Source organism: Gemmatimonadales bacterium (assembly GCA_019637315.1).
In the GTDB taxonomy this organism is placed as follows: domain Bacteria; phylum Gemmatimonadota; class Gemmatimonadetes; order Gemmatimonadales; family GWC2-71-9; genus SHZU01.
Map to the genome: position 1 here is coordinate 159171 of JAHBVU010000008.1, position 24455 is coordinate 183625.

The 24455-nt window shown below is 67.6% G+C and carries 22 protein-coding genes and 1 tRNA gene; 21 read left to right on the forward strand and 2 right to left on the reverse strand.

Going from position 1 to position 24455, the window contains the following annotated elements; genetic code table 11:
• The first annotated feature begins 70 nt into the window (after positions 1-70).
• The 9 genes from KF785_09785 (at position 71) to KF785_09825 (ending at position 9853) form a co-directional block, all read left to right on the forward strand.
• A tRNA-Ser gene (locus KF785_09785) sits at positions 71-158 on the forward strand.
• A 108-nt stretch (positions 159-266) separates the two neighbouring features.
• Positions 267-1175 (forward strand): protein-methionine-sulfoxide reductase catalytic subunit MsrP, encoded by a 909-nt coding sequence (gene msrP, locus KF785_09790; protein ID MBX3147046.1) that lies wholly within the window; start codon positions 267-269, stop codon positions 1173-1175.
• Between the two features lie 8 nt (positions 1176-1183).
• Complete coding sequence (locus tag KF785_09795) at positions 1184-1807, forward strand: sulfoxide reductase heme-binding subunit YedZ (GenBank protein MBX3147047.1); 624 nt, start codon at positions 1184-1186, stop codon at positions 1805-1807.
• A gap of 551 nt (positions 1808-2358) precedes the next feature.
• Positions 2359-4710, forward strand: a complete 2352-nt coding sequence (locus KF785_09800; protein ID MBX3147048.1) for a TonB-dependent receptor — start codon at positions 2359-2361, stop codon at positions 4708-4710.
• Positions 4710-6017, forward strand: coding sequence for an exo-alpha-sialidase (locus KF785_09805; GenBank protein ID MBX3147049.1), 1308 nt, complete (start codon positions 4710-4712; stop codon positions 6015-6017). Before KF785_09800 ends, KF785_09805 begins: the two co-directional genes overlap by 1 nt.
• Positions 6018-6031: 14 nt before the next feature.
• Positions 6032-6571, forward strand: a complete 540-nt coding sequence (gene pyrR / locus KF785_09810) for a bifunctional pyr operon transcriptional regulator/uracil phosphoribosyltransferase PyrR (protein MBX3147050.1) — start codon at positions 6032-6034, stop codon at positions 6569-6571.
• Positions 6568-7524, forward strand: coding sequence for an aspartate carbamoyltransferase catalytic subunit (locus KF785_09815; protein ID MBX3147051.1), 957 nt, complete (start codon positions 6568-6570; stop codon positions 7522-7524). The genes pyrR and KF785_09815 overlap by 4 nt, the downstream gene beginning before the upstream one ends.
• Entirely contained in the window at positions 7521-8822 is a 1302-nt protein-coding gene (locus KF785_09820; protein ID MBX3147052.1) for a dihydroorotase, read from the forward strand. Before KF785_09815 ends, KF785_09820 begins: the two co-directional genes overlap by 4 nt.
• A gap of 83 nt (positions 8823-8905) precedes the next feature.
• On the forward strand, positions 8906-9853 hold the full coding sequence (locus KF785_09825) for a hypothetical protein (protein ID MBX3147053.1): 948 nt from the start codon (positions 8906-8908) through the stop codon (positions 9851-9853).
• 75 nt (positions 9854-9928) lie between these two features.
• Here KF785_09825 and rpsT read toward each other — a convergent pair whose 3' ends face one another.
• Positions 9929-10192 (reverse strand): 30S ribosomal protein S20, encoded by a 264-nt coding sequence (gene rpsT, locus KF785_09830; protein ID MBX3147054.1) that lies wholly within the window; start codon positions 10190-10192, stop codon positions 9929-9931.
• A 168-nt stretch (positions 10193-10360) separates the two neighbouring features.
• Between rpsT and KF785_09835 the strand changes: the two genes are divergently transcribed.
• The 3 genes from KF785_09835 to KF785_09845 are packed head-to-tail and all read left to right on the forward strand — an operon-like array spanning position 10361 to position 13549.
• Positions 10361-11281, forward strand: coding sequence for an ABC transporter ATP-binding protein (locus tag KF785_09835; protein ID MBX3147055.1), 921 nt, complete (start codon positions 10361-10363; stop codon positions 11279-11281).
• Complete coding sequence (locus tag KF785_09840; GenBank protein ID MBX3147056.1) at positions 11278-12087, forward strand: ABC transporter permease subunit; 810 nt, start codon at positions 11278-11280, stop codon at positions 12085-12087. The genes KF785_09835 and KF785_09840 overlap by 4 nt, the downstream gene beginning before the upstream one ends.
• Positions 12088-12118: 31 nt before the next feature.
• A complete protein-coding gene (locus tag KF785_09845) occupies positions 12119-13549 on the forward strand; it encodes an amidohydrolase (protein ID MBX3147057.1) in 1431 nt (476 codons plus the stop codon).
• Between the two features lie 2 nt (positions 13550-13551).
• Here KF785_09845 and KF785_09850 read toward each other — a convergent pair whose 3' ends face one another.
• Entirely contained in the window at positions 13552-14706 is a 1155-nt protein-coding gene (locus KF785_09850; GenBank protein MBX3147058.1) for a hypothetical protein, read from the reverse strand.
• 171 nt (positions 14707-14877) lie between these two features.
• Here KF785_09850 and KF785_09855 point away from each other — a divergent pair, with 171 nt between their 5' ends.
• From KF785_09855 to KF785_09895, 9 genes are read left to right on the forward strand one after another with little or no spacing between them, the layout of a single operon-like run.
• On the forward strand, positions 14878-15666 hold the full coding sequence (locus KF785_09855; protein MBX3147059.1) for a segregation/condensation protein A: 789 nt from the start codon (positions 14878-14880) through the stop codon (positions 15664-15666).
• Entirely contained in the window at positions 15641-16225 is a 585-nt protein-coding gene (gene scpB / locus KF785_09860; protein ID MBX3147060.1) for an SMC-Scp complex subunit ScpB, read from the forward strand. Before KF785_09855 ends, scpB begins: the two co-directional genes overlap by 26 nt.
• On the forward strand, positions 16222-16947 hold the full coding sequence (locus KF785_09865; GenBank protein ID MBX3147061.1) for an rRNA pseudouridine synthase: 726 nt from the start codon (positions 16222-16224) through the stop codon (positions 16945-16947). The genes scpB and KF785_09865 overlap by 4 nt, the downstream gene beginning before the upstream one ends.
• A 31-nt stretch (positions 16948-16978) precedes the next feature.
• Positions 16979-17956: a MoxR family ATPase gene (locus KF785_09870; GenBank protein MBX3147062.1), complete on the forward strand. Its 978-nt coding sequence runs from the start codon at positions 16979-16981 to the stop codon at positions 17954-17956.
• A complete protein-coding gene (locus KF785_09875) occupies positions 17953-18837 on the forward strand; it encodes a DUF58 domain-containing protein (GenBank protein MBX3147063.1) in 885 nt (294 codons plus the stop codon). The genes KF785_09870 and KF785_09875 overlap by 4 nt, the downstream gene beginning before the upstream one ends.
• Positions 18834-19580, forward strand: a complete 747-nt coding sequence (locus KF785_09880; protein ID MBX3147064.1) for a hypothetical protein — start codon at positions 18834-18836, stop codon at positions 19578-19580. The genes KF785_09875 and KF785_09880 overlap by 4 nt, the downstream gene beginning before the upstream one ends.
• Positions 19577-20551, forward strand: a complete 975-nt coding sequence (locus tag KF785_09885) for a VWA domain-containing protein (protein MBX3147065.1) — start codon at positions 19577-19579, stop codon at positions 20549-20551. The genes KF785_09880 and KF785_09885 overlap by 4 nt, the downstream gene beginning before the upstream one ends.
• Positions 20548-22161, forward strand: a complete 1614-nt coding sequence (locus KF785_09890) for a VWA domain-containing protein (protein ID MBX3147066.1) — start codon at positions 20548-20550, stop codon at positions 22159-22161. The genes KF785_09885 and KF785_09890 overlap by 4 nt, the downstream gene beginning before the upstream one ends.
• A 3-nt stretch (positions 22162-22164) precedes the next feature.
• Positions 22165-24453, forward strand: a complete 2289-nt coding sequence (locus tag KF785_09895; protein MBX3147067.1) for a BatD family protein — start codon at positions 22165-22167, stop codon at positions 24451-24453.
• Positions 24454-24455: the final 2 nt, after the last annotated feature.

The window sequence follows — 24455 nt, forward strand, 5'->3', positions numbered from 1 at the left end:
GCACCGCGTTGACCCTCTTCGGCTGGCGGGCTAAGTTGCCGCCGGCCCGAGAGGGGCGTCAGTGGCTCGAGGTGCGATGGCCGAGTGGTTGAAGGCACCACCCTGGAAAGGTGGCAGACCTCCTAAGGGTCTCGTGAGTTCGAATCTCACTCGCACCGCTGCAGTTTCGTGAAGTCGGGTCGCCCGGTCGGGTTGCCCGACTTTTTCGTCTCGGGGTATCGGGGTCGTGGTAGATTGGAAGTGTCGAGAGAGACGGAGAAACCGCCATGCTGATTCGTCGGGCGCCAGAGATCGCCAGTTCGGAAGTAACCGATGAGGGGCTCTATCACTCCCGGCGGGAGTGGCTTCGAGCTGCCGGGGTGGCCATGGCGGCCCTGGCAACACCGGGCGTGGCACGAGCCGCTCAGGGCCGTCAGCCCGAGGACAAGCCGACCCCGTACGACGTCATTACCACGTACAACAATTTCTATGAGTTCGGCACCGCGAAGGAGGATCCCGCTCGGAACGGGGGAACGCTCCGGACCAGGCCGTGGGTGGTCAAGGTGTCGGGCGAGGTCAAGCGCCCCGCCAGCTACGATCTGGACGATCTGCTCAAAGGATTGCCCGTGGTCGAGCGTACCTATCGGATGCGATGTGTCGAGGCCTGGTCGATGGTGATTCCGTGGCAGGGCGTCCGGATGGTCGATCTGATCCGGAAGCTCGACCCCGGCAGCAACGCGAAGTACGTGGAATTCGTCACGCTCTATGACCCGAAGCAGATGCCCGGGCAGCGCAGCCGGACGCTCGACTGGCCCTACGTCGAAGCCCTCCGCCTCGACGAGGCAACGCATCCGCTCACACTGATGGCCACCGGCATCTACGGCAAGCCGCTGCTCAATCAGAACGGCGCGCCGCTTCGGCTCACGGTCCCGTGGAAGTACGGCTTCAAGAGCGGCAAGAGCATCGTGGAAATCCGGTTCTCCGAGTCTCAGCCGGCCACCACCTGGAACGTGGCAGCTCCGCAGGAGTACGGTTTCTATGCCAACGTCAACCCGGACGTGTCGCATCCGCGCTGGAGCCAGAAGTCGGAGCGGCGCCTGGGCGAGTTCTTCCGTCGGCCGACGCTCCCGTTCAACGGGTACGGCGATCAGGTGGCTTCGCTCTACAGCGGTCTCGATCTGCGAGTGAACTATTGAGCGGTGGTGTGCCTGAGCCGGGGGCGGCGGCGCTGGTGCGACGGGTGCTCAAGCCGATCCTTTGGATTGCCTGCCTGGCACCTGCGGGATGGCTGGTTCACGGACTGATCCGACAGGACCTTGGAGCCGATCCGGTCAAGACGCTGACCCACACCACCGGCCTCTCGGCGCTGGTCATACTGCTGGTGACCCTGGCCGTGACGCCGGTTCGTCGGCTGCTCGACCAGCCGGCGCTGATCCGGCTCCGCCGGCCGCTCGGGCTCTTTGCCTTTTTCTACGCGACACTACACCTCGCGATCTATGCGGTCTTCGATCACCGCCTGTCGGTAGCCGAAATCGGTGCCGACATCATCGAGCACCCCTGGGTTCTCGTCGGTTTCCTGGCCTTTCTGATCCTGGCCCTGCTTGCGGCGACCTCGCCGGTGGCCATGGTGCGCCGACTGGGGCGGCGCTGGCAGCGGCTCCACCGGCTGGTCTACCTGGCGGCCGGGCTCGCGGTGCTCCACTTCTTTTGGCTGGTGAAATGGGATGCGAGCGAGCCGCTCGTCTATGCCGCCGTGCTGGCAGTCCTGCTGATCAGCCGGCTGATTGTGCGCCCTCGTCACAAGCGGTCGGCGTCCCCGGGTTCGTAGGCGCCTGCGGTCGTGGCTGGTTGGCCGGGGGCGTTGGATTCGTTAATATGAAAGGATGCTCGGGCGACTTCGGCGGTGGCGGTGGCTGGCCGGCCTCCTGGTGGTGCTCTCACCCCCGGTGGCGGGAACCGTCATTCCGCTCATCGATCCTTGCCCGATCGACACACCCTGGCTGCTCGCCGAGAGCACTGGGGATCAGCACGGCCACGACGCTCACGCAGGTCACGGTGAGCCGTCCCAATCGGACGATGCCCATTCCGGGCACACCAACTGCCATTGTATCGGTGCCTGCACCGGTGCCGCCTCGGTTGGGCTCAGTCCAGGTGCTGGATCCACACTGGCAGTTCTTCCGGCGGTCGCGCTGGCGCCTCGCGTTCCTGCGGACGCGCCGGTTCTGGTTACCCGCCCTCGCTTTCTCCTGCCTCCGTCCCACGCTCCTCCTGTCGGCTGAACTGCAGTTCCAGCGCAAATGACAGAGTTGGCTGTCCCGTAGCAGGGGCGGCCCATCATTGACAGCCCTGTCGTGGACGGGGCGGCCGTGGAGCGTGGACATGTTCGGACTTGGGAAGAACCGGTCGAGTGCCGGTCGACTCGCGCGTGCCGCGGGTCTGGCGGGTTTCATCGCAATCGCGTCGGTCGGTTCCGCCGATGCGCAGCAGACAGGTGGAGTCGAGGGCCGGGTGACCGGCGCGGCCAAGGAGCCGATCCACGCCGCCTTGGTGCAGGTCATCGGGACCGGCAAGTCGGTCCAGACCTCACCCGACGGACGCTATCGGATCGAGGGAATTCCTGCCGGCCAGTACACCGTGGCGGTTCGGGCCATCGGGTGGAAGACCGCCCGGATCCCGGTGGCCGTCACTGCCGGGTCGGTAGTCGTTGTCGACGCTTCGCTCACCAACGATGCCGTGGTGCTCTCTGATGTCGTGGTGAGCGTCTCTCGCGAGGCGCAGTCGCGGTCCGAGGCGACGACCAGCGTTGGTGTGGTCGATCGGACGGTTCTGGAGCAGGCCAGGCCGCACCATCCGGCCGAGATCGTGGCCCGCGTGCCGGGCGCCTGGGTGGCGAACTTGAGCGGTGAGGGCCACTTCACCGCGATTCGTCAACCGATCACGACCAAGCCGATGTATGCCTATCTCGAGGACGGGGTACCCACCCGCTCGACCGGCTTCTTCAATCACAACGCGCTCTACGAAGTGAACCTGCCGGGTGCCGAGCGGGTCGAGGTCATCAAGGGACCTGGCTCCGCGTTGTATGGCAGCGACGCCATCGGCGGTGTGGTCAACTCGTACACGCGCGCACCGAGCGATCGCCCGAGTGGCGAGCTCTTCGTCGAAGGCGGGCGTTTCGGCTATGCCCGGGTACTCGGTACGGCGAGCAACGCCTGGGGATCCAACGGACTCCGAGCCGATCTCAACCTGACTCGCTCCGACAGCTACCGGGACGGCGCACCGTACGCTCGGCAGAGCGGCACCGTGCGCTGGGATCACCGCCTCAGCGACGCTGCGTCGCTCAAGACGGTGGTGGCCTTTTCGCACATCGATCAGCCGGGGGACGGTGGCAGTGATGTGACGCAAGCCGACTTCGATGCGCGTCCAACCGCGAACTACACTCCGATTGCGTACCGCCGGGTGCTCGCGGTACGGGCGTCGTCGTCCCTCGAGCGGCAGAGCGGCTTGTCTCACTTTACCGCCACGGTTTATGGGCGACACAACCGGCTCGAGCTGATGCCCTCCTGGCAGCTCAGCTTCGACCCGCAGATCTGGGACAGCAAGAACCAGTCGGTCGGCCTGATGGGACGCTACCGGCAGACGGTGCTGCCGCTGCGCGCCAACCTGAGCGCCGGCGTCGATCTCGAGGTCAGCCCGGGCAGCAGGATGGAACAGGCGATTCTGCCCGTGCGCGATGGCGCGTTCTTTCGCGATTACACGCCGGGCGTCGTGCAGTACGACTACGACGTCACCTTCTGGCAGACCTCACCCTACGTACAGGCCGAGGTCAATCCCGCAGCCGGCTTGCGGCTCGATCTGGGGCTCCGCTTCGACAACGTTGGTTTCGACTACGATACCCGGCTCGATCCGATCGCGACCGGACCACACCGGCGCCCGGCCTCGACCGGAGTGTCCTACCAGCGCCTGAGTCCCAAGCTCGGCGCCTCGTTCGAAGTGACGCGCGGGCTCAACCTGTTTGCGTCCTACCGTGCGGCCTTCCGGGCGCCCTCCGAGAGCCAGTTGTTCCGGCAGGGATCGGCGCTCAATACGATCGACCTCGCGCCGGTCAAGGCGGACAATTACGAAGCGGGGACGCGCGTGGCGCTCGGCAGCCGGGTCAGCTTCGAGGCGACCGTCTACCAGCTCGATATCGAGGACGACATTCTGACGCTCACCGATCCGGTCACCGGGCTGCGCAGCGCCAGCAACGCCGGCGCGACCCGTCACCGCGGCGTCGAACTGGGTGCCGCGGTCGAGCCGGTGCGCGGCTTGCGGATCGACGGCAGCTGGACCGTTACCAAGCAGGAATACCTCGAGTGGCGCCCCAGTGCCGCGCTCGACTACAGCGGCAACGAGATCGAGATCGCTCCGCGCGACATGGGACGGGTCGGCGCCACCTTGACGCCGCGGGCGTTCGGGCGCGGCCACCTCGCGGCCGAGTGGCTCCACATGGGTTCCTACTGGATGGACCCGCAGAACACCGAGAAGTACGCGGGGCATGACGTCTTCTCGGTGTCGGGGTCGTTGCCGGTAACTGCGCAGTTCGACGTAGTCGGCCGGGTCCACAATATCGGCGACACCCGTTTTGCCGAGACCTCGTCGTACACGGCGTTGCAGGGTCGCCGCTACCGGCCCGGGCCGCCCCGCACGTTCTACCTCGGCCTGCAGTACCGCTTCGGCGCCCAAGGAGGCTGATGATGCAGTGGATCCGGGTGGTCGGCGCGCTGGCGCTGACGGCAATGGCAGGTTGCAGACCTGGCACCGTGCCGATGACGCCGATCGAGCTGGCGTCGGGGGCGACGGCCACCGGTGCCACGCCGATGATGTTGGTCACCTCGGCAGGCGATCGCGTTCTGTCGTGGGTCGCGGTCGATTCCGTCAGCGGTCGCGAAGCGCTCTTCGTCGAGGTCACTCGCGACGGCGCCACCAGCGGCGATCCGGTCGTCGTCGTGCGCGACTCCCTGGGCGGTATCAATCCGCACGGGGAGGCGCCTCCGCGCCTGGCGGAGTCGTCCGACGGCGCGATCTACGTGATGTACACCGTCGGCAAGGAAGTGCCTGGTTCGCGCTTTCCGCGAAGCGCGCTCCGACTGATCCGGTCGGACGACGGCGGCCGCAGCTGGAGCGAGCCGGTCAGCGTCAACGAGGGTGAACGCTTCGGTTCGCACAACTTCCACGCGGTGCTGGGCGGGCCGGGCGGAGCGGTGCACGCGGCCTGGTTGAGTTCCCATCACGGTCGGTCGATGGTCTGGATCCGGCAGTCGAAAGACGGCGGCCGGAACTGGGACACGGCCCGCGCCATCGACAGCGCGGCGGCGTGCCCCTGTTGCCGAACGGGCTTGGCGCTTGGTCCGGATGGCAGCCTCTACGTGGCCTGGCGGCGGATCTTCGACGGCGAGGTTCGGGATGTTGTCGTGATGCGGTCGCCGGACGGGGGTACCACCTGGGACGAGCCTGTCCGACCCCGTCAGGACGGCTGGGTCTTCCACGGGTGTCCCCACGCCGGTCCGTCGCTTGAAGTTGACCAGGCGGGTGCGGTGCACGTTGCCTGGTGGACCGGCAAGCCCGGCGAGGCAGGTGTGTACTACGCCCGGTCGGCCGACGCCGGCAAATCCTTCGAGGCGGTCCCGATTGCGGTGGGCGAGAAGGCCGCGCCGGCCCATGTGCAGCTGGCGGTCGGCAGCTTCGGAACCGTGGTCGGCTGGGATGACGGTCTCACCGCGTCGCCCCGGATCCTGATCCGGGCCGCAGCGCCGGGCGGCCGGTTCGGTCCTGAAATCCAGCTGAGTCAGGGCGGGGCGGCAACCTACCCCGTCTTTGCGGTGCTCCGGGACACCCTGCAGGTGGCCTGGAGCCAGAAGGCTGCCGACGTCTACCGGGCCGATGAGGCGGCTCGCCCGGACATGGACGACCCCAAAGCGGTCATGCCGCTGCCGCGGGTGGGCCAGTCTGAGATCTTCACCCGGCGCGCCAAGGTTGCGGACCTCATGATCGCCAACTAGCTTGGGCTCCCGGCATGACATCTACGAGCCGGGTTCTCGATGCACGCGCAATGAGTCGCGCACTGTCCCGCATGGCGAGTGAAATCGTCGAGCGGTGCCAGGGAGTCGAGGGGGTCATTCTGGTGGGAATTCAGCGGCGGGGCGTTGAGCTGGCTCAACGTCTCGCCGTTTTGCTCGAGCGGAACGAAGGGCATCCGATTCCCCAGGGCAAACTCGATATCACCCTCTATCGCGACGATCTCCAGTCGATCGGGCCTCGTCCACTCGTTGGCGAGACCAGCCTGCCCAAGGGTCTCGACGGAAACACGGTCGTGATCGTCGACGACGTGCTCTACACCGGACGAACCATCCGGGCCGCCCTGGACGAACTGGCCGACTTCGGACGGCCTCGCCGGATCCTCCTCTGCGTCCTGGTCGATCGGGGCGGGCGGGAACTGCCGATCCAGGCCGACATCGTGGGTCTCACCATCGGAACCGTTCCCGGCGATCGGGTCGACGTCCTGGTCCACGAGCACGATGGCGAGGACGCCGTCATGCTGGTTCGGGCCCAATGAGCGGCGCCCTCGGCAAGGACCTGGTCGGGCTGGAGCACCTGACGGCCGAGCAGATCGTGGCAATTCTGGATACCGCCGAGCCGTTCAAAGAGGTCAGCGAGCGGTCGATCAAGAAGGTACCGGCCCTCCGCGGCAAGACGATCGTCAATCTCTTCTTCGAAGCCTCGACCCGAACCCGGATTTCCTTCGAGTTTGCCGAAAAACGCCTCTCGGCCGACACCGTCAATGTCGCCACCCAAGCGAGCTCGGTATCCAAGGGCGAGACCCTCGTCGATACCGCGCGCAATCTCGAGGCGATGCGGATCGACATGGTGGTGATTCGCCACCCGTCGAGCGGCGCCGCCCGGTTCCTGGGTGAACGGATCCGGTCCAACGTGATCAACGCCGGCGACGGCAAGCACGAGCACCCCACCCAGGCGCTGCTCGATCTGCTCACCTTGCGAGACCGGTTCGGTCGGATCGAAGGCCTCAAGGTCGCCATCTGTGGCGATGTGCTGCACAGTCGGGTGGCCCGGAGCAATATCTGGGGTCTGACCAAGCTTGGTGCGCAAGTCGCGGCGTGCGGACCGCCCACGCTGCTGCCCAAAGGACTCGAGTCGCTCGGTGTGACCGTGATGCATCGCATCGAGGAAGCGATCGGCTGGGCCGACGCCTTGAACGTGCTCCGGCTGCAGCTCGAACGGATGGAGGGAGGCTTTGTGCCGTCGCTCCGCGAGTACAACCGGATTTACGGGGTGACCACCGAGCGGCTCGAACGAGCCCCCAAGGATCTCATCATCATGCACCCGGGGCCGATCAACCGCGGCGTGGAAATCGACAGCGACGTGGCTGACGGTCCGCACAGCGTGATCCTTCCTCAGGTGACCAACGGCGTGGCCGTTCGAATGGCCGTGCTCTATCTCCTCGCCGGCGGGTCGCCCGACTGGCGGAGTCAGGCAGCAGACGACCGATGAATGCTCTTTTGATTGCCGGGGGTCGTGTCATCGATCCCTCTCGCGGCACCGATGGCGTGGCCGACGTGTACATCCAGGACGGCCGGATCGAAGCGGTCGGCCGCAACATTGCCGTCGAAGAGGGAACCCCTCGGATCGACGCAACCGGCAAAGTCGTGGCGCCCGGGTTCATTGACGTGCACGTGCACCTGCGCGAACCGGGGCAGGAGCACATGGAGACCATCGCCACCGGCACCACCTCGGCGGTTGCCGGCGGGTTTACCGGCGTCTGCGCCATGCCGAACACCGATCCGGTCATCGACAACCAGGCCGCGGTGGGTTTCGTGGTCCGCCAGGCAATCCGGGCCGGCAAGGCGCGGGTCTATCCGATCGGCTGCGTCTCGCTCGGGCAGAACGGCCAGCAGCTGGCCGAGTTTGGCGAGATGATCGCGGCCGGCGCGGTGGCGGTCAGTGACGACGGCAAGCCGGTGGTTTCGAGCCAGCTGATGCGGACGGCGCTCGAGTACGCCAAGGTCTTCGGGATTCCCGTGGCGGATCATTGCGAGGACCACACCCTGGCCCAGGGCGGCGCGATGCACGAGGGCGAGGTTGCCACTCGCCTTGGCCTCAAGGGTATTCCTTCGGCAGCCGAAGAGATCATGGTGGCGCGGGACATCATTCTTGCGGAGCTGACGGGTGGGCATGTCCACCTCTGCCACATGTCGACTCGCGGCTCGGTCGAACTGATTCGGCGCGCCAAGGAGAAGGGCCTCAATGTCACGGCCGAGGCCACCCCGCATCATTTCAGCCTGACCCACCGCTGCTGTGAGGCGTACAACACCAACGCCAAGATGAACCCGCCGTTGCGCGAGGATCCGGACGTCGAGGCGATCCGTCAGGGGCTTCGCGACGGGACCATCGACTGCATCGCCACCGATCACGCCCCGCACCATTACGATGCCAAGCAGCGGGAGTTCGACCAGGCGCCCAACGGAATCGTCGGGCTCGAAACTGCCCTGGCGGTCGGGCTCCGCGAGCTGGTAGCGCCCGGCCTCCTGAGCCTGCCGGATCTCGTCGCCCGGATGAGTACGGTGCCGGCCCGAGTCTTTAAACTTCCTGGGGGCACGCTGGCCATTGGGGCCCCGGCCGACGTCGTCGTTTTCGATCCGGGACGGCAGTGGATCGTTCGGGCAGAGGATTTGCACTCCAAGAGCACCAACAGCCCCTATCTTGGTGAGACGTTCACGGGGCAGGCCGAGGTGACCGTAGTGGGGGGCCGGGTGGTCTTTGACCGGGACCGGAAATTCGCTGCGACGTAACCCTCGTAAGACGTTGCCCTGACGGGACTTAATCCGACCGTCAGCGGTGCAGGGAACCGGGGATACGCTGGGAGAGACTCTGGATGACCGATTTTGAGCGGCAGGACTTGAGCGAGGTCGAGTCGCTCCTCGCGTCACGGCAGCAGCTGGCGGGCTGGCTCGAAAAGATCGACGCTGCAGGAAGCAAGACTCCGCCGGCTGTGCGAAAGCGGGTCCGGACCGACTACGAGGCCCGGCTGGCTCAGGTGGTCGAGAGCCTCCGGGGGCATTCCGACGTCATCAGCAGTACCCTCGAAGGCCTCCGAAGCCAGACTCGCGAGTACCAGGCGTTTCGCGCCGAAGAGGAGGAGACCCTCGCGGAAGCCGAGTTGCGGCACAGCGTGGGTGAGTACAGCGACGCCGAATGGCAGCGAGTCGCGGACGATTGCGGTGGCAAGATCGCGGGCCTCAACGAGGAACTCGACCGACTGGCCGGAGAAACCGAGCGGCTGGAGGAGGTCCTCAGTCAGATTGCGCCCCCGCCGGCCCCGGAGCCGGAACCCGAAGTCGAGCCGTTCGTAGCGGCGGCGGAACCCGAGCCTGATCCCGTCCCCGAACTCGAGGCGCCTGTCGTCCTGAGCCTCGAAGAGGACCCGGTCGAGCCGGCCCCGGCTCAGACCCAGGCACCGGCAGCCCAGGCGCCTGCGCCGGTCGAACTGCCTGAGGCCCCCCGGTTCGTCCCTCGTGGCGGCCTCAAGCCCCGCGAATCGGGCCCGGCTCGTACGATCCCGTTTCCGTCGACGGCGGCCTCAAAGGAGCCCCTGGCGCCCCCGCCGGCCTCTGCGGTAGACGAGTTGACCTTCCTCAAGTCGATGACGCTCGATCCGCGCAACGCCGCGGGGCAGGCGACCACGACCGTTCCGGAAGTCCGCGGGCCCGACCGGCCGGCCCCGACGTCGGCCAAGACGCTCAAGTGCGGCGAGTGCGGCTCGCTCAACCGGCCGACGGAGTGGTACTGCGAGCGCTGTGGAGCCGAGCTCGCGGCTGTCTGAGGTAACTCAGGGGTAGAACGAGAAAGGGGCCGGCGATTGCCGGCCCCTTTTGTCATCTGCACCCAGCGACCCGTATCAGGCGCTGGCGGCCGCAGCGTTCTTGGCCTTGGCCAACCGGCTCTTCTGACGGGCAGCCGTGTTGGGATGGATCAGGCGCTTCTGACCGGCCCGGTCGAGCAGCTTTTCAGCCGAGGCGAAAGTCGTCGCGCGGGTGGCGGCGTCGGTGGCCTTCCGAGCATTCTTCAGCGCGGTCCGGAGCTGGCTCCGCTTCTGGCGATTGGCGGCGGTGCGGGTCTTGGTCTGACGCAACCGCTTCTTGGCGGACTTGATCCTCGGCATCGTTTCCTCGATGATTCGGCAATTCGGCCCCGACGACAGTCGGGTGACAGCCTTGCAAGCTAGTCTGGTCGAGCTGGCTTGGGCAAGGGTGGGGGGCAGCCGGTATTGGCAAGGCGCCGCCAGGGCCCAATTCGTCCCTCTGCTACCCGCACGAATGGTGATTCAGGTATGGTCGAACTCAACGGCTTGACCCGCACCTTCGGCGACCGGATCGTGGTCGATCGAGTGAGCTTCGCGCTCCGTGAGGGCGAGCTGTGTGCGCTGCTCGGTCCGAACGGGGCGGGCAAGACCACGACCGTGCGCATGCTGCTGGGCCTGATCGGGGTCTCGGCGGGTTCGGCGCGGGTGGCCGGGGTCAACCTTCCGGGAGCCAGGCCCGATCTGGCCCGGCTCCGTGCTGCCACCGGCGTGCTCACGGAGACGCCCGGTCTCTACGACCGGCTGACCGCCTATGAGAACCTGGCGCTCTTCGGCCGCCTCTACGGTCTCGAGGGGCCTCGCCTGGCGGACACCATCGAGCGCCAGCTGAGAGGCATGCAGCTCTGGGACCGGCGCGACGATCTCGTGGCGACCTACAGCAAGGGCATGAAACAGCGGCTCGCGATCGTCCGCGCTGTCTTCCACGACCCCTCGGTCATCTTCTTCGACGAGCCGACCTCCGGGCTCGACCCGCAGTCGGCCCGTGAGGTGCGGCTGCTGATTCGATCGCTCAAGCAGGCAGGACGGACCATCCTGGTCTGCACCCACAACTTGGCTGAAGCCGCGGAGCTGGCCGATGTGGTGGCCATCGTGCAGCGCCGCCTGCTTGCGTTCGGGCCGCCCTCATCGCTTGGCGGGCAGGGCGGTGCCGAGCAGGTTGCTATCGAGGTGGCTGGCGATCCGCGCCCCGCGGCCGCGGTGCTGACCGCGCTGCCATTCGGCCTGGAACTGGAGCTGCAGGGCGAGACGGTGCTGGTCCGTCCGGCCGGTGAGCGCATCCCGGCGATGGTGGAGGCGCTGGTTGGAGCCGGTATCGGGGTTCGCGCCGTGGTGCCGATTCGTCGCACCCTCGAGGACGTCTACCTGGCCACGATTGCGAGCGCCGAATGAAGCCGGTGCTGTCACTCTTCCTCCGCAAGGAGCTCCGCGATATTCGCGGCAATGCCCAGGTCTGGGTCGGGTACCTGCTCCTGCCCCTCATTGGCGTCGGTATTCCGATCGTGCTGCTGTCGCTGCTGCCGCTCGATCCGGCGTTGCCGGGTATCGATCCGGACTTCGCGGCCCTGTTCCGGTTTGCGGCGCTCGATCCGATCCTCGCAGGCTATCCGGAAGGGGAACGGGTCATGCGGCTGCTGGTTCGCGAAGTTGGCGCCTTCTTCCTGTTCATGCCGGTGCTCCTGTCGAGCATGGGGGCGGCCATGTCGATCGCGGCGGAGAAGCAGCAGCGAACCCTCGAGCCGATCCTCGCGACGCCGGTGGAGGATCGGGAGTTTCTGCTCGCCAAGCTGCTGGCGGCGGCCGTGCCAGGTACCCTGGTGACCTGGGGCGCCGGCATTCTGTACGCGCTTGGTACGGTAGTCGTCTCGGTGGTGCGGCTCGGGTATCCGGTATTCCCGGGTCTGCCGTTTGCCGTGGCGCTGCTGCTGCTGGTGCCGTTTGCCGGGGGCATTGCCGCGCTGATCGGGATGCGAGCCTCGATGCGGGCCGCCGACGTCCAGGCCGCTGCCCAGATGGCGGGCCTCTGGGTCATCCCTGCGGCTCTGGTACTGATCGGTTTGCTCGGTCGTCCCGCGATGCGGAGCGTGCCGCTCGCGCTGCTGGCGCTCGTGCTGTTCGGGTTCTTGTTCTGGTGGCTCTTCGTCGGTACGCTCAAGCGATTCGATCGCGAAGAGATCCTGGTCCGCTGGCGACGGTAGCGCCTTTTCACCTTCTTCACCGAGCTTCCTGATGCGCGCTTTCACGCTCTCGGCGCTGTTCATGGCCGCCATCACGACCGTTCTCGATGCGCAGCAGCCGGGCATCGACGCACTCCTCCGGCAGATCGATGCCGGCCACGCCCGCTCCAGCGAGATCGCCCGTCGGATCTGGGGCTTGGCGGAAGTCGGCTATCAGGAGACGAAGAGCAGCGCTCTTTTGCAGGAGCAGCTGCGCGCCGCCGGATTCCGGATCGAGGCGGGCGTCGCGGGCATCCCCACCGCCTTCGTGGCGAGTTGGGGCAGCGGCCAGCCGGTGATCGGGATCCTGGGCGAGTACGACGCACTGCCCGGGCTGTCCCAGGATTCCGTGCCGGAGCGCAAGATCCTGCTCGAGGGCGGGTCGGGGCACGGCTGCGGGCACCATCTCTTCGGCGTGGCGTCGGCGGCCGCGGCCATCGCGGTCAAGGACTGGTTGCAGCAGCACGGCAAAGGCGGCACGATCCGCTTCTATGGCACCCCAGCGGAGGAAGGCGGGGGCGCCAAGGTCTACATGGTGCGCGCCGGGCTGTTCCGTGACGTCGACGCGGTGGTGGCCTGGCACCCGAGCGACGCCAACCGCGTGATGCGTTCCACCACGCTCGCCAATATCTCGGCCAAGTTTCGTTTCCGGGGTGTCAGCGCACACGCGGCCATTGCACCCCATCAGGGGCGTTCGGCGCTCGACGGGGTCGAGGCGATGAACGCGATGGTCAACCTGCTCCGCGAGCACGTGCCGAGCGAAGCGCGGATCCACTACGTCATCACCGCCGGTGGCCGCGCACCGAACGTCGTGCCCGACTACGCCGAGTCGTACTACTATGCCCGACACAGCGATATGCGGGTGCTGGAGGGGATCTGGGAGCGGATCCTCGCCACCGCCAACGGCGCGGCGCTGGGCACCGGGACCAAGGTGGAAGTCGAACTGATGAACTCGGTGTACAACGTACTGCCCAACCAGTACCTGTCCGATATTGCCGAGCAGGCGCTCCAGCGGGTGGGCGGCTACCGGTACTCGCCGGAGGAGGGCGCCTTTGCCGCTTCGATCCGGGGAACGCTCACGGGCGCGCCGGCCGATTCGGATCGGATTGCGGCGGCGATCCTGCCCGCCGATTCCGGGGTTTCGAATGGCTCCACGGACGTGGGCGATGTCAGCTGGGTCGTGCCGACCGTTCAGGTCTCGACGGCAACTTGGGTTCCAGGAACTCCGGCGCACACCTGGCAGGCGGTGGCCGCGGGCGGGATGTCGATCGGAATGAAGGGTATGAACGTCGCGGCCAAGGCGATGGCTCTGACCGCGGTCGAGCTGTTCGGCAACCCGGCCCATCTGACCAAGGCGCGCGCGGAGCAGGATCAGCGCCTTGGGGGATATCAGTACTCGAGCAAAGTTGGTGACCGCGACCCGCCGCTCGACTATCGGAAGTAGCGTCAGCGTCCGGCGACGAATTCGCCGTTCCTGACGATCACCACGCCATCGGCGACGACGGTGGCCTGGGGAATGAAGAGCAGGGTCTCCAGGTGACCCGGGACGCGATTCTTGCCTCCGGACTCCCAGTTGTCGCCGAACGACACCCGGACGATGCCGGCACCGTAGCCGTAGTACGGCATGAATCCCGAGGGCAGCACTGCGGGCAGGGCGGGGTTGGTGCCGATCACGAACTCGCTGGGCACGGCCTTGTCGCCCGACCGGCTTTGCCACGAGGCAACCAGCGCCTCGCCGCCACGAGCGGACACGAGGCGGCTGACTCGATTGCCGGCAAAGGTTGCGTCGAGGATCGGGCCTCGGGTGTCGAAACTGGCGTAGCCAACGGCTCGGCCTTCGACATCGGTCAGTGCCGTGGTTCGGTACACGCTGGCCGGCAACTCCTCCTCGCGGTCACGAATCGTTCGAGCACTGGCAACCTTGGCCAAGCTGACGTCACCGGTGTTGCGATGGACCCAGGCGTCCGCCGGGATGCGAAAGCTCAGGTTGGTGCCGTTCGGTGCGGTGATGCGAACCGTCTTGCCGCGAATCGCCCGGTCGATTGCCGCCATCCGGGCCTCGAGTTCCGCCGGCGGCACCGCCATCGCAGCGACGTAGAGGGAGTCGACCAAAGCGACGTCCGACCCGTCCGGCGGCAGGAACCAGTGAAAGTGGATCGAGCGGACCCTCGATTTCTCGACCAGCCACTCGAAGGGACGGTCGGCAAGGGTCGAGGTCGGGGTCGGGAGCCAGATCGCGACGTCGGCGCCCGCAAAGGCAGCGGTCCAGGCCGAGTCTCGCCGGGCGCGCTGCAGCGCCTGAACCGCCGGCGCGAGTCGCCCGATCGCAGCAGCCTCCGCCTCGGTCGGAGCGCTCAGCTCGGCCGAGATGACGCCACCGGCCGCCGCGACCGCACGGCGAAAGGCCGCGGCGGCGCCCCGGTCGCTGCCCTGGTCCCAGAACAGCAGCACGCGCTCGCCCGGTGCGAGGCGGAGATTGCGAGTCACCACACTCGTCGTGAGGGCGTCCCAGTCGACCGCTGAGGCGGGCGGGGTTTGGGCGGTGACGGTCGTGGCAAAGAGGGCGACGCCCAGGGTTCCGGCGGCGAACGGCAAGTGCATGGCGTTATTTCGTGGGTCGAGGTGCCGCAAGTTCGCGTCCGGACGGGTTTGGCGCCAGATCGGGTCGCATCGGGTGCCGACCCCTTCGCCTGAGCGGGGGAGCCGACCATATTGGACCCCAGCTTGCGACGAAGCCCGTCGCGTCGGTTTTCCTGCTCGTTTTTGGTGTCAATGACGACTGTTGGCCCGGGCCTGCCTGAGGCGCCTGCTTCCACTGCCACGCTCGACGTCGAGCCCGGGGCTCCCGGACCCGAGTCGGGGTTCGTGGTCGAGCTGGACGCGTTTACGGGGCCCCTGGACCTGCTGCTGCACCTCCTTCGGGAGGAGCGGCTCGATATTGCGGATATTCCGATTGCGCGCATCGCGGATCAGTTTCTCCGCGCCATTCATCAGCTGGGCCTCAACCAAGCTGCCGACTACCTCGACATGGCCAGTCGTCTGGTGCGTCTCAAGGCCCAGATGCTGCTGCCGCGCGGCGGCGATGGCGACGAGTGGGAGGATCCGCGCGCCGAGTTGGTTCGCCGGCTGCTCGAGTATCAGCAGATCAAGGAAATTGCGCTCTGGATGGGCGATGCGGCCGAGCGTCGGGCTGCCAAGTTTGTACGTGGCTACCTGCCGCCTCCGCCGGAGCTCCCGCCTCCACCTCTGACGCTCGACCTGATGGAGTTGCTGGCGGCGGTCGAACGGGTCATCGCGGGCATCCTCCACCCGGTCTTGCATCGGGTGGTGGCTCGGCCGCTCAACGTCGAAGGGGCAACCCTCCGGCTGGAAACCCTGCTGTCGGAACGAGCGAGCATCAGCTGGGCCGAGGCGGTTGGTCCGCATCCGACGATTGCCGACGTGCTCTCGACGCTGCTTGCGATTCTCGAATTGGCGCGCCGCGGTGCCGCCTTCGTCTTTCAACAACGGGCCTATGGGCCGGTGGTGATTTCCCGTGAACGACCTCAATCAGCTGATTGAAGCGGCGCTGTTTGCCGCGCCCCGCCCGGTCACGGTGGAGGAGTTGCAAACCCTCGACCCGGACACGGGACTGGCCGAGATCCGTCAGGCGCTCGAGCAGCTCCGCGAACACTATGATTTCGACGGTCATGGGGTGGAGCTGGTCGAAATGGCCGGCGGCTTTCAGATCGTAACGCGCGCCGTCTACGCCGCCGCCATCGAACGTGCCCAGCTGTCCTCCAAGCCGCCCCGCCTCTCGGCTGCCATGCTCGAGACGCTGGCCACGATTGCCTATCGCCAGCCGGTGGGGCGCGCCGAGATCGAGGAGATTCGCGGAGTCAGCGCGGCGGGCGTGTTGCGGACGCTGCAGGAGCGCGGGCTGATCGAGGTTGTCGGGCGCAGTGAAGCGCTCGGTCGCCCCCTGCTGTACGGGACTACGCCCCTCTTCCTCGAGTTGCTGGGCATGTCGGATCTTGCCAACCTGCCGCGGGCGGACGAGCTCTCGATCGCGCTGCAGCCGGCCAAGGTCGAGATCGATCGGGACGAGGACGCGGCTGCCTACGTCGAAGCCGAATCATGACGGTGATGCGCCTGCAACGGGCCCTGGCACGTGCGGGCGTCGCATCTCGGCGTCAGGCCGAGGTGTTGATCGAGGCTGGAGCGGTCAGCGTCGATGGGGTGGTGGCCACGCTGGGCACGAAAGTCGATCCCGACCTTCAGAAGATCGTCATCAAGGGCCGACGGATCCGACCGGTCGCCACCCGGTGGCTGGTGCTGCACAAGCCACTCGGTGTCGTGACGACCGCGGCGGACGAGGAAGGTCGACCGACCGTCTTCGATCTGATTCCCGATCACAAGGGCCTGACCTACGTCGGGCGGCTCGACGTTATGACGACGGGCGTGCTCCTGCTGACGACCGACGGCGACGCTGTCCATCGGCTGACCCATCCGCGATTCCGGATTCCCCGCCGCTACACGGTGCTGGTGCACGGCAACACGACCGAGGCCATCGCCAAGGCGGCGGCCGGTCGCGTGGTGGTGGCTGGCCGTCCGGTCGTCCCCTTGTCGGTCCGGGTGCAGGCGGGACGTGCGGGTCGTACGCTGATTGACGTCACCCTGGCCGAGGGCCGCAATGCGGTCGTCCGGAAGTGGGTGGCCGAGATGGGCGGCAAGGTCGAGCGACTTGCCCGGCTGTCGTACGGACCGATCCGCCTGGGCGACCTCAAACCGGGCGAATGGCGTCCCCTCACGCCACCCGAAATCAAAGCGCTGTATCGGGCGATCGACCTGCCGGCGCCCTAACGTTCCGACGTCGGTTGGACAAGGAAAGCTCATGACCGCTCCCGCTGCCGCTGCCAATCCCCATGCCGAGGTGCTGCGTCGCGCGCTGGATGAAATCGGCCGACGCATCGTGGGTCAGCGTCAGATGGTCGAACGCCTGGCGGTTGGGTTACTGACCGGGGGGCACGTGCTGCTCGAGGGCGTGCCCGGGTTGGCCAAGACCCTGGCGGTCAAGACCCTGGCCGAAACCTTCCGGGCTACCTTCTCGCGGATCCAGTTTACCCCGGATCTGCTGCCGGCCGACATCGTCGGCACTATGATCTTCGACCCCAAGACGCAGGAGTTCCGGCCGAAGCAGGGGCCGCTCTTCGCCAACCTCGTTCTGGCGGACGAGATCAACCGTGCGCCGGCCAAGGTGCAGTCGGCGCTGCTCGAGGCGATGCAGGAGCATCAGGTCTCGATTGGCGGGCAGACCTATCTGCTGCCGGAGCCCTTCCTGGTGCTGGCCACGCAGAATCCGATCGAGAACGAAGGCACCTACCCGTTGCCCGAAGCGCAGCTGGATCGGTTTCTGCTCAAGATCAGGGTGGGGTACCCGACCCGGTCCGAGGAACGTGAAATCCTGCAGCGGATGAGCGGCGGTGACGCGATTCCGGTGGCGCCGGTGCTCGATCCGGCGACGGTCATCGAGCTGCGCCGGCTGACGCTGCATGCGCATCTCGATCCGCGGCTGGCAGACTACGTCGTCGACCTGGTGCGCGCTACGCGGGAGCCGGACACGGTCGGTCTGGCAAACCTGGTTCCGTTGATTGCGTTCGGAGCATCGCCGCGCGCCTCGATTGCGCTGGCGCAGGCGGCCCGGGCCCACGCCGTACTGCAGGGCCGAGGCTACGTCACTCCGCAGGACATCCAGGCGCTTGCCGCGGACGTGCTGCGGCACCGGATCGTGCTGTCGTTCGAGGCCGAGGCCGAGGACGTCACCAGCGACTCGATCGTGGAACAGGTGCTTGCGCGGGTGCCGGTGCCGTGACGATTCGGGTCTCCCCCGAGCTCCTCAAGCAGGTCAAAGGGATCGCGATTCGCACCCGGGGCGTCATCGATACGCTCTTTGCCGGCGAGTCGCGATCGGTCTTTCGGGGTCAGGGGATGGAGTTTGCGGAGGTCCGCGCCTACGAACAGGGCGACGACTACCGCGCCATCGACTGGAACGTCTCCGCCCGGCTCGGCTCTCCGTTCATCAAAACGTTTACCGAAGAGCGTGAACTCACCCTGCTGCTGGTGGTCGATCAGTCCGGGTCGACCCGGGTCGGTGAACCGGTAGCGCGCGCCATCCGGGCGGTCGAGATCGCCGCGGTGCTGGCCCTGGCCGGTGTTCGCGAGCAGGACCGGGTCGGCGCGCTGCTCTTTACCGACCGGGTCGAACATGTGGTGCGCCCGTCGAAGGGCCGGCGTCATGCGCTCCGACTGATCCGCGATCTGCTCGCCTTCCGTCCCGAACGGCAGGGAACCGACATTGCCAACGCGGTGCTGTACGCCTCGAAGGTGTTGGCCCACCGCGGTGTGGTGATTCTGATTTCGGACTTTCTGGGCGGCAACTGGGATGCGCCACTCAAGCGTCTCGCGGCCCGGCACGACGTGACGACGGTCACCGTCGATGACGCCCGCGAGGTCTCGCCCCCCGGCGAGGGCTGGTTCGAGTTTGCCGATGCGGAGTCCGGCGCGCGGCATCTCGTCGACCTGTCCGATCGGGCCACGCGCAGGCGTTGGACTGAAGCGGCGGCTGCGCGGATTGCCGAGCGCAACGGGCGACTCCGGGCGGCCGGGGTGCGGCATGTGGCCATCGATGTCGCGGAAGACTATGCTCCGATTCTCCGCCGGGCGTTTGCGCCGAAGCGGCGGGGGACACGGTGATCTCGCTGCTTGCCGCGCTGCTGGCGTACCAGCCGCCGCGCGTGCCGACGGTCGGTGATACCGTCTGGGTTGCTGCCACGGTCCGGCTGGCTGCGGATCAGATTCTCCGGCCCCAACCCTGGGTTCTCGGTGATCTGGGCCAGGTCCTGGGGCCGCCGGTCCTCGAGTTCTCCGGCGACAGCGCGACCATTCGCTATCCGGTTGCGTTCTGGTATCCCGGGGCGCACACGGTTTCGATTCCCGGACCGATCGTCGTCAATCCCGCCGGTCGCTCGGACACGTTGCGTGCCCGGGACGTGCTGGTCACGGTGCGCAGTGTTCTTCCTGCGGGCCCGGTTGACACGATCGCCCCGCGGCCGGCTGCCGGTTTGCTGGAGCAGAGTGAGCCTTCGCTCCTGCCGGTCGTGGTGTTGAGTCTGCTTGTTGCGTTGGTGGCCTTTCCGGTCGGTGTGGTATTGACGCGTCGTCGCCGGCCACGCAAGAGCCCGCCTGCTGCGGTGCCTGGCGGTCCCATGCCGGGCGATCGGCTCGATCGCTGGCAGCGTTCGGGTGAGGTCCGCGTGGCTCTGGACGGCTGGGCCCATCTGGTCGAGCGGACACCGCCGTCAGATCCGACCGCGGCCTCGATTCGGAACGAGCTGCTGGCCGAGCTCGACAGGATGACCTTCCGTCCTGATGCGCCCGTTGCGGACGTGGATGAGCTGATCGTACGTGCCAAGCGTTGGGTTGCGGAGGGACGATGACCGTTGCCCGCCCGATCCTTCTGTTGCTGCTGGCCCTGATTCCGCTCTGGCTCTGGTGGCGCCACCGGCGTCCGCCGCCGGCACTTCGGATTGCCGACGGACATGTGGCCCGTCGCGCGGCTCGCGCGTCCTGGATTGCTCACCTGCCAGTGGCAGCGCGATCGCTGGCGCTTGCCGCGCTGATCGTCGCCGCGGCGGGCCCCCGGTTCCCTGGCGATCGAACCACGGTGAAGCGCGAGGGGATCTCGATCGTGATCACGATCGACATCTCGAGCAGCATGCTGGCCGAGGACTTCGCGCCATCGAACCGGCTGGAGGTTGCCAAGCAGCAGGCAATCTCGTTCGTTCGCGGACGCGATGCCGATCGAATCGGCCTGGTCGCGTTTGCCGGAGAGGCCCTGACCCAGGTGCCGATTACGCTCGACTATCCGGTGCTGGAGCAGGCGATCCTGGACCTGCGAATCGGCACTCTCGATGACGGTACCGCCATCGGCAGCGGGCTGGCCACCGCGGTCAACCGCTTGCGTCGGGTCGAGAGCCCCTCGAAAGTGGTGCTGCTCCTCACCGATGGCGAGAACAATCGGGGGGCGATCGACCCCAGGACGGCGGCGGAGGCCGCCCGTGCCATGGGCGTCCGGGTCTACACCATCGGCGTCGGGACCGATGGGGAGGCGCGCATCCCGACCGGCCGCGGCCTGACCGGGTATCGCTACGAAATGCTCCCGGTTCGGATCGATGAGGCACTGCTGACCGACATTGCCACGCTGACCGGCGGGCGATACTTCCGGGCCAAGGACAGCGATGCCCTGAGCCGCATCTTTGATCAAATCGACGAGTTGGAGCGCAGCCAGGTCGAGATGGTGCGCTACCGCTCGCTCGACGAGAGTACCCGCCCCTTCCTGATCCTGGCTCTTGGTGCGCTGATGCTGGAGCTGCTGACGGCGGCTACGGTGGCTCGGAGGGTCGGATGAGGCTCGATGCACCGATGCTCGGCTGGCTGGCGCCGGTCATCGGCCTGATGGTGCTGGCCGCCGCATGGTGGGCCCGGCATCGCCGGATTCGCGCGGCGGCAGCCTGGTCCGGTACCCGGGCTGAGCTGGCCGGGCAGGGGCGCATCGGGCTTGCCGCTGTTTCGGTTGGCGCGCTCCTGATCGGCCTTGGCGTTGCCGGGCCGCGCTGGGGCCGGACGGAAACGTCGACCGAAGCTCGGGCGCTCAATGTCGTGATTGCAATCGACATCAGCCGTTCGATGCTGGCTGAAGATGCCGTGCCGAATCGGCTGGGGCATGCGGTTCGCGAAAGCCGTCGGCTGCTGCAGGATGCCCGCGGCGACCGGATGGCGTTGCTGGCCTTTGCCGGCCGCAGTTACATCCTGACGCCGTTGACGCTCGATGACGGCGCGGTGGAGCTGCAACTCGATGCGCTCGACCCCGAAGTTGCCAGCGAAGGCGGCACGGCCATCGCCACGGTGCTGCGACAGGGGCGGGAACTGCTCGAAGCGGTCGATCACGGGGGCGCCCGTGCGATGGTACTCTTCACCGACGGTGAGACGCACGACTCGCTCGGCCCGGTTCGTGAGGCCGCCCGGTCGCTGCGTGACGCAGGGGTGACGCTGATCGTCGTCGGTGCCGGCGGGGTGACGCCGACCCGGATTCCGCTTCGTGACGCTGTTGGGCAGATCCAGGGGTATGTCACGGATCAGGCCGGACAGGACGTTCTGAGCAGCCGGCGAGACGACGTGCTCCGCTTGGTGGCGGACGCAGCCCGGGGCATTCTGGTGCCGGCCGATTTTCCGGATCAGGCGGGCGCGGTCTGGAAAACGCTTGCCGCGCTGGAACGGAGCCCGACGCGAGGTCAGCGTGCGGAAGACATGGTTCCCAAGGCCTGGGTCTTTGCGTTAGGCGCCTTTGCCATTCTCCTGGTACAGGCCGCCTGGCGACGGCGCGCGGCCCTGGTGGCGATTGCCTGGTTGGCCATCCTTGGCGGGGAGGCTGCCGCCCAGCGCCCCGCACCTGGTGTCGCCCGCCTGCGAGTCCAGGATACGGCGCGATCGATCGCGGCGTTTTCCGAGGCGGCACGAGCGGGTCGCGCTGCCGATACGAGCTGGTACAACGCCGGATCGCTGGCGCTGATCGCCGGTGACTACGACGCGGCCCGCACCTCGCTGGCGGCAGCGACCGAATCGTTGGACCCGATGGTGCGGTTCCAGGCTCTGTATAATCTCGGCCTCGCAGCGCTCCAGTCTGCGCGAGCCGATACGGCCCGCCGCAGCGAGCTCGAACAACAGGCAGCCCAGCACCTCCGGGAGGCGCTGACCATCGCGCCCACCTCGTTTGCCACCAAGTGGAACCTGGAACTGGCCTCGCGACGGCGGCCACCGCCACCGTCATCGAGCCAGCCGCAACCAACGCCTCCGCGGCCCGAGGCCGGCGCGGGCACGCCAACGCCGCGACCGGCCGGGATGACCGCGGCCGAAGCGGAGCAGATTCTCCGCTCGGTCGAGCGTGCGGAGCAATCGGTGCGGGCGGAACAGTTGCGCCGCCGGCGGGTGGCGCGCAGCGCCGCAGACAAGGACTGGTAGGGTATGGTCGCGTTGCTGATGCTGCTCTGGCAGGCGACGGGCGTCACGATTACCGCCGAGGTCGACCGGGTCCGCGTGCCGGTGGGAGAGGACGTGGTCTATACGGTTCGCGCGGTCTCGACGCTGCCCGGAACCTTCCAGGTGCAACTGCCCCCGATCTCGGGGTTCGACATCGTGGGCCGTTTTGAACGGCTCGATGAGGTGGTTGCCGGGATGCCAGGCGCCCGCGCCTACCAGTTCGAACTGACCCTGCGTGCCTCTCAGGTCGGTACCTGGTCGTTGTCGCCCCTCGTCGTGTCGGTTGGGGGTGAGTCGCATGTCGCCCCCGATGTTCGGGTCACGGTGGTTGGAACCTCGGCGACCGACCCGGTTCGCAATCCTCGCCTGATGGAGCTGATTCGCCGGGTTCCCGAGCCGGTGCCCGGCGAGGCGGCGACGCTCGTGACCCTCGTATCGGACTCCCGCATCTACCAGGGCGCTCAGCTCGACGTCCTGACTGCGGCCTGGTTCTCCCGCAGCTTGCGCGCCCGTTTGCGTCGTTCCCCGACGCTCAAACCTCCCGTCTTGCCAGGGGTCTGGTCGGTTCCGCAGCCGGCGGTTCCCGGGATTCTCGCGACTCGCACCGTCGGCAACGACACCTATGACCTGTTCGTCAGCCATCAAGTCACCTTTCCGCTGACGCCGGGCCGGATCGAGGTGCCGCCCGCCCGCCTCGAGTACACGGTGCCGGCTCGGCGCGCAGTGTCGGCCGAACGCCCCGCCGAGGCAACCAGTGCGCCGGTTCCGGTGGAGGTCCTGCCGGTCCCGACCGTCGCAATGCCATCGGGGTTCCGGGGTCCGTCGGCCGGGGGGCTCCGTATCGGGTATCGAATCCAGACGCTCCCGGCCCATGCCGGGGAGCCGTTGCCGGTCGAGATCGTTCTGTCCGGCACCGGGAATCTGGCGTTCTGGGCTCCGCCTGATGTCGGCTGGCCCGTCGGCACCCGGGCTTACCTGGACCGGACCGCCGATGCGGAGCGAGTGGCGGCTGGCATGCTGGGGGGAACCAGGACCTTCCACTTCCTGGTCGTGGCTGACAGCGCAGGCAGCGTCGCGCTGCCGGAACTCCGCTACGACTACTTCGACCCGGCGTCCGGCTTTCGGGTCGCTGCGGCGCCCGGGATGGTGGTCCCGGTTCTGCCCGGCAAGAGCCGGACGGCTGGCCGAACGCCACCCCCGCTTGCCGGCCCTGGCGCTCGGCTGTCGGCTCTCGGGTTGCTCGAGCCGGGTCGACCAGCCTGGTGGGCAATGCTGCTGGTGCCGCTGGTCGTTGTCCTTGGCGCGGCGGCTTTCCACCGGCGCCGGGGGACCACGGCGCCTCCGCCCGAAATCGACGGCGTGACAGCGCTCGAGCAGCTGGTCGTGCGCCTGGTACCCGAGTCTGATCGGGGCCAGGTCGACCGGCTCGAAGGCGGGTTACGGCGGGCCGGGCTTTCCCGCGACGCCGCGGCGCACGCGGCGCGACTCAAGCTCGAACTCGATCGGCTGCGCTTCACGCCGGGGGCCGGGGGGAGCACCGAGGCGCTTGACGCGCAGGCACGGGTCGTGATCGAGGCAGCTCCCGTGGTGGTTCGGCGCCGGGCCGGGCTCGCGCTGGCTCTGTTGCTGGTCGGGGGCAATGCCGCTGCGCAGCATGATCCCGCCGCGCTCTACCGCGACGGGGCGTTCCACGCGGCGGCAGTCGAGTTCGAGCGCCAGGCCAGCGCGCGGGGCGACGAGTGGCAACTCTGGTACAACGCCGCGGCCGCGCGCTACCTGAGCGGTGACGACGCCGCAGCGGCAGCCCGTCTGACCCGCGCGCTGGCCCTGGCACCGCGTCAGCCCGCGGCCAGGGCGCTCTGGAACACGCTCGAGCGGGAGTACGAGCCGCTGCACCAGGTGCGTCCGCCCCGGGGCCCTTCACGACTTGAATGGGGGCTGATCTCGGCCGTGGTCTGGGCGCTGGCCGTTGCGATCGCGGTTCGGTCAGGGCGCCGTCCCGAACTGCGCTGGAGCGCCATCGCGCTGGGCGTCGCCCTGGCGATCGTGGTGCTTGGCTGGCCGAGGTTACCCGTCGACCAGGCCTTTGCCACGGCCAATGTCTCGCTCAAGCGATCGCCGCACGGTCTGGCCCCGGAAGAGGGCCGCCTCCCGGGTCTCTCCCGCGTCACGATCGAGGAACGTCGCGCCGACTGGGTCAGAGTCCGCGACCGCCACGGCAACCGTGGCTGGGTGCCGAAGGTCTCCGTCGCCCAAGTCGACCGTGTAGATTGAAG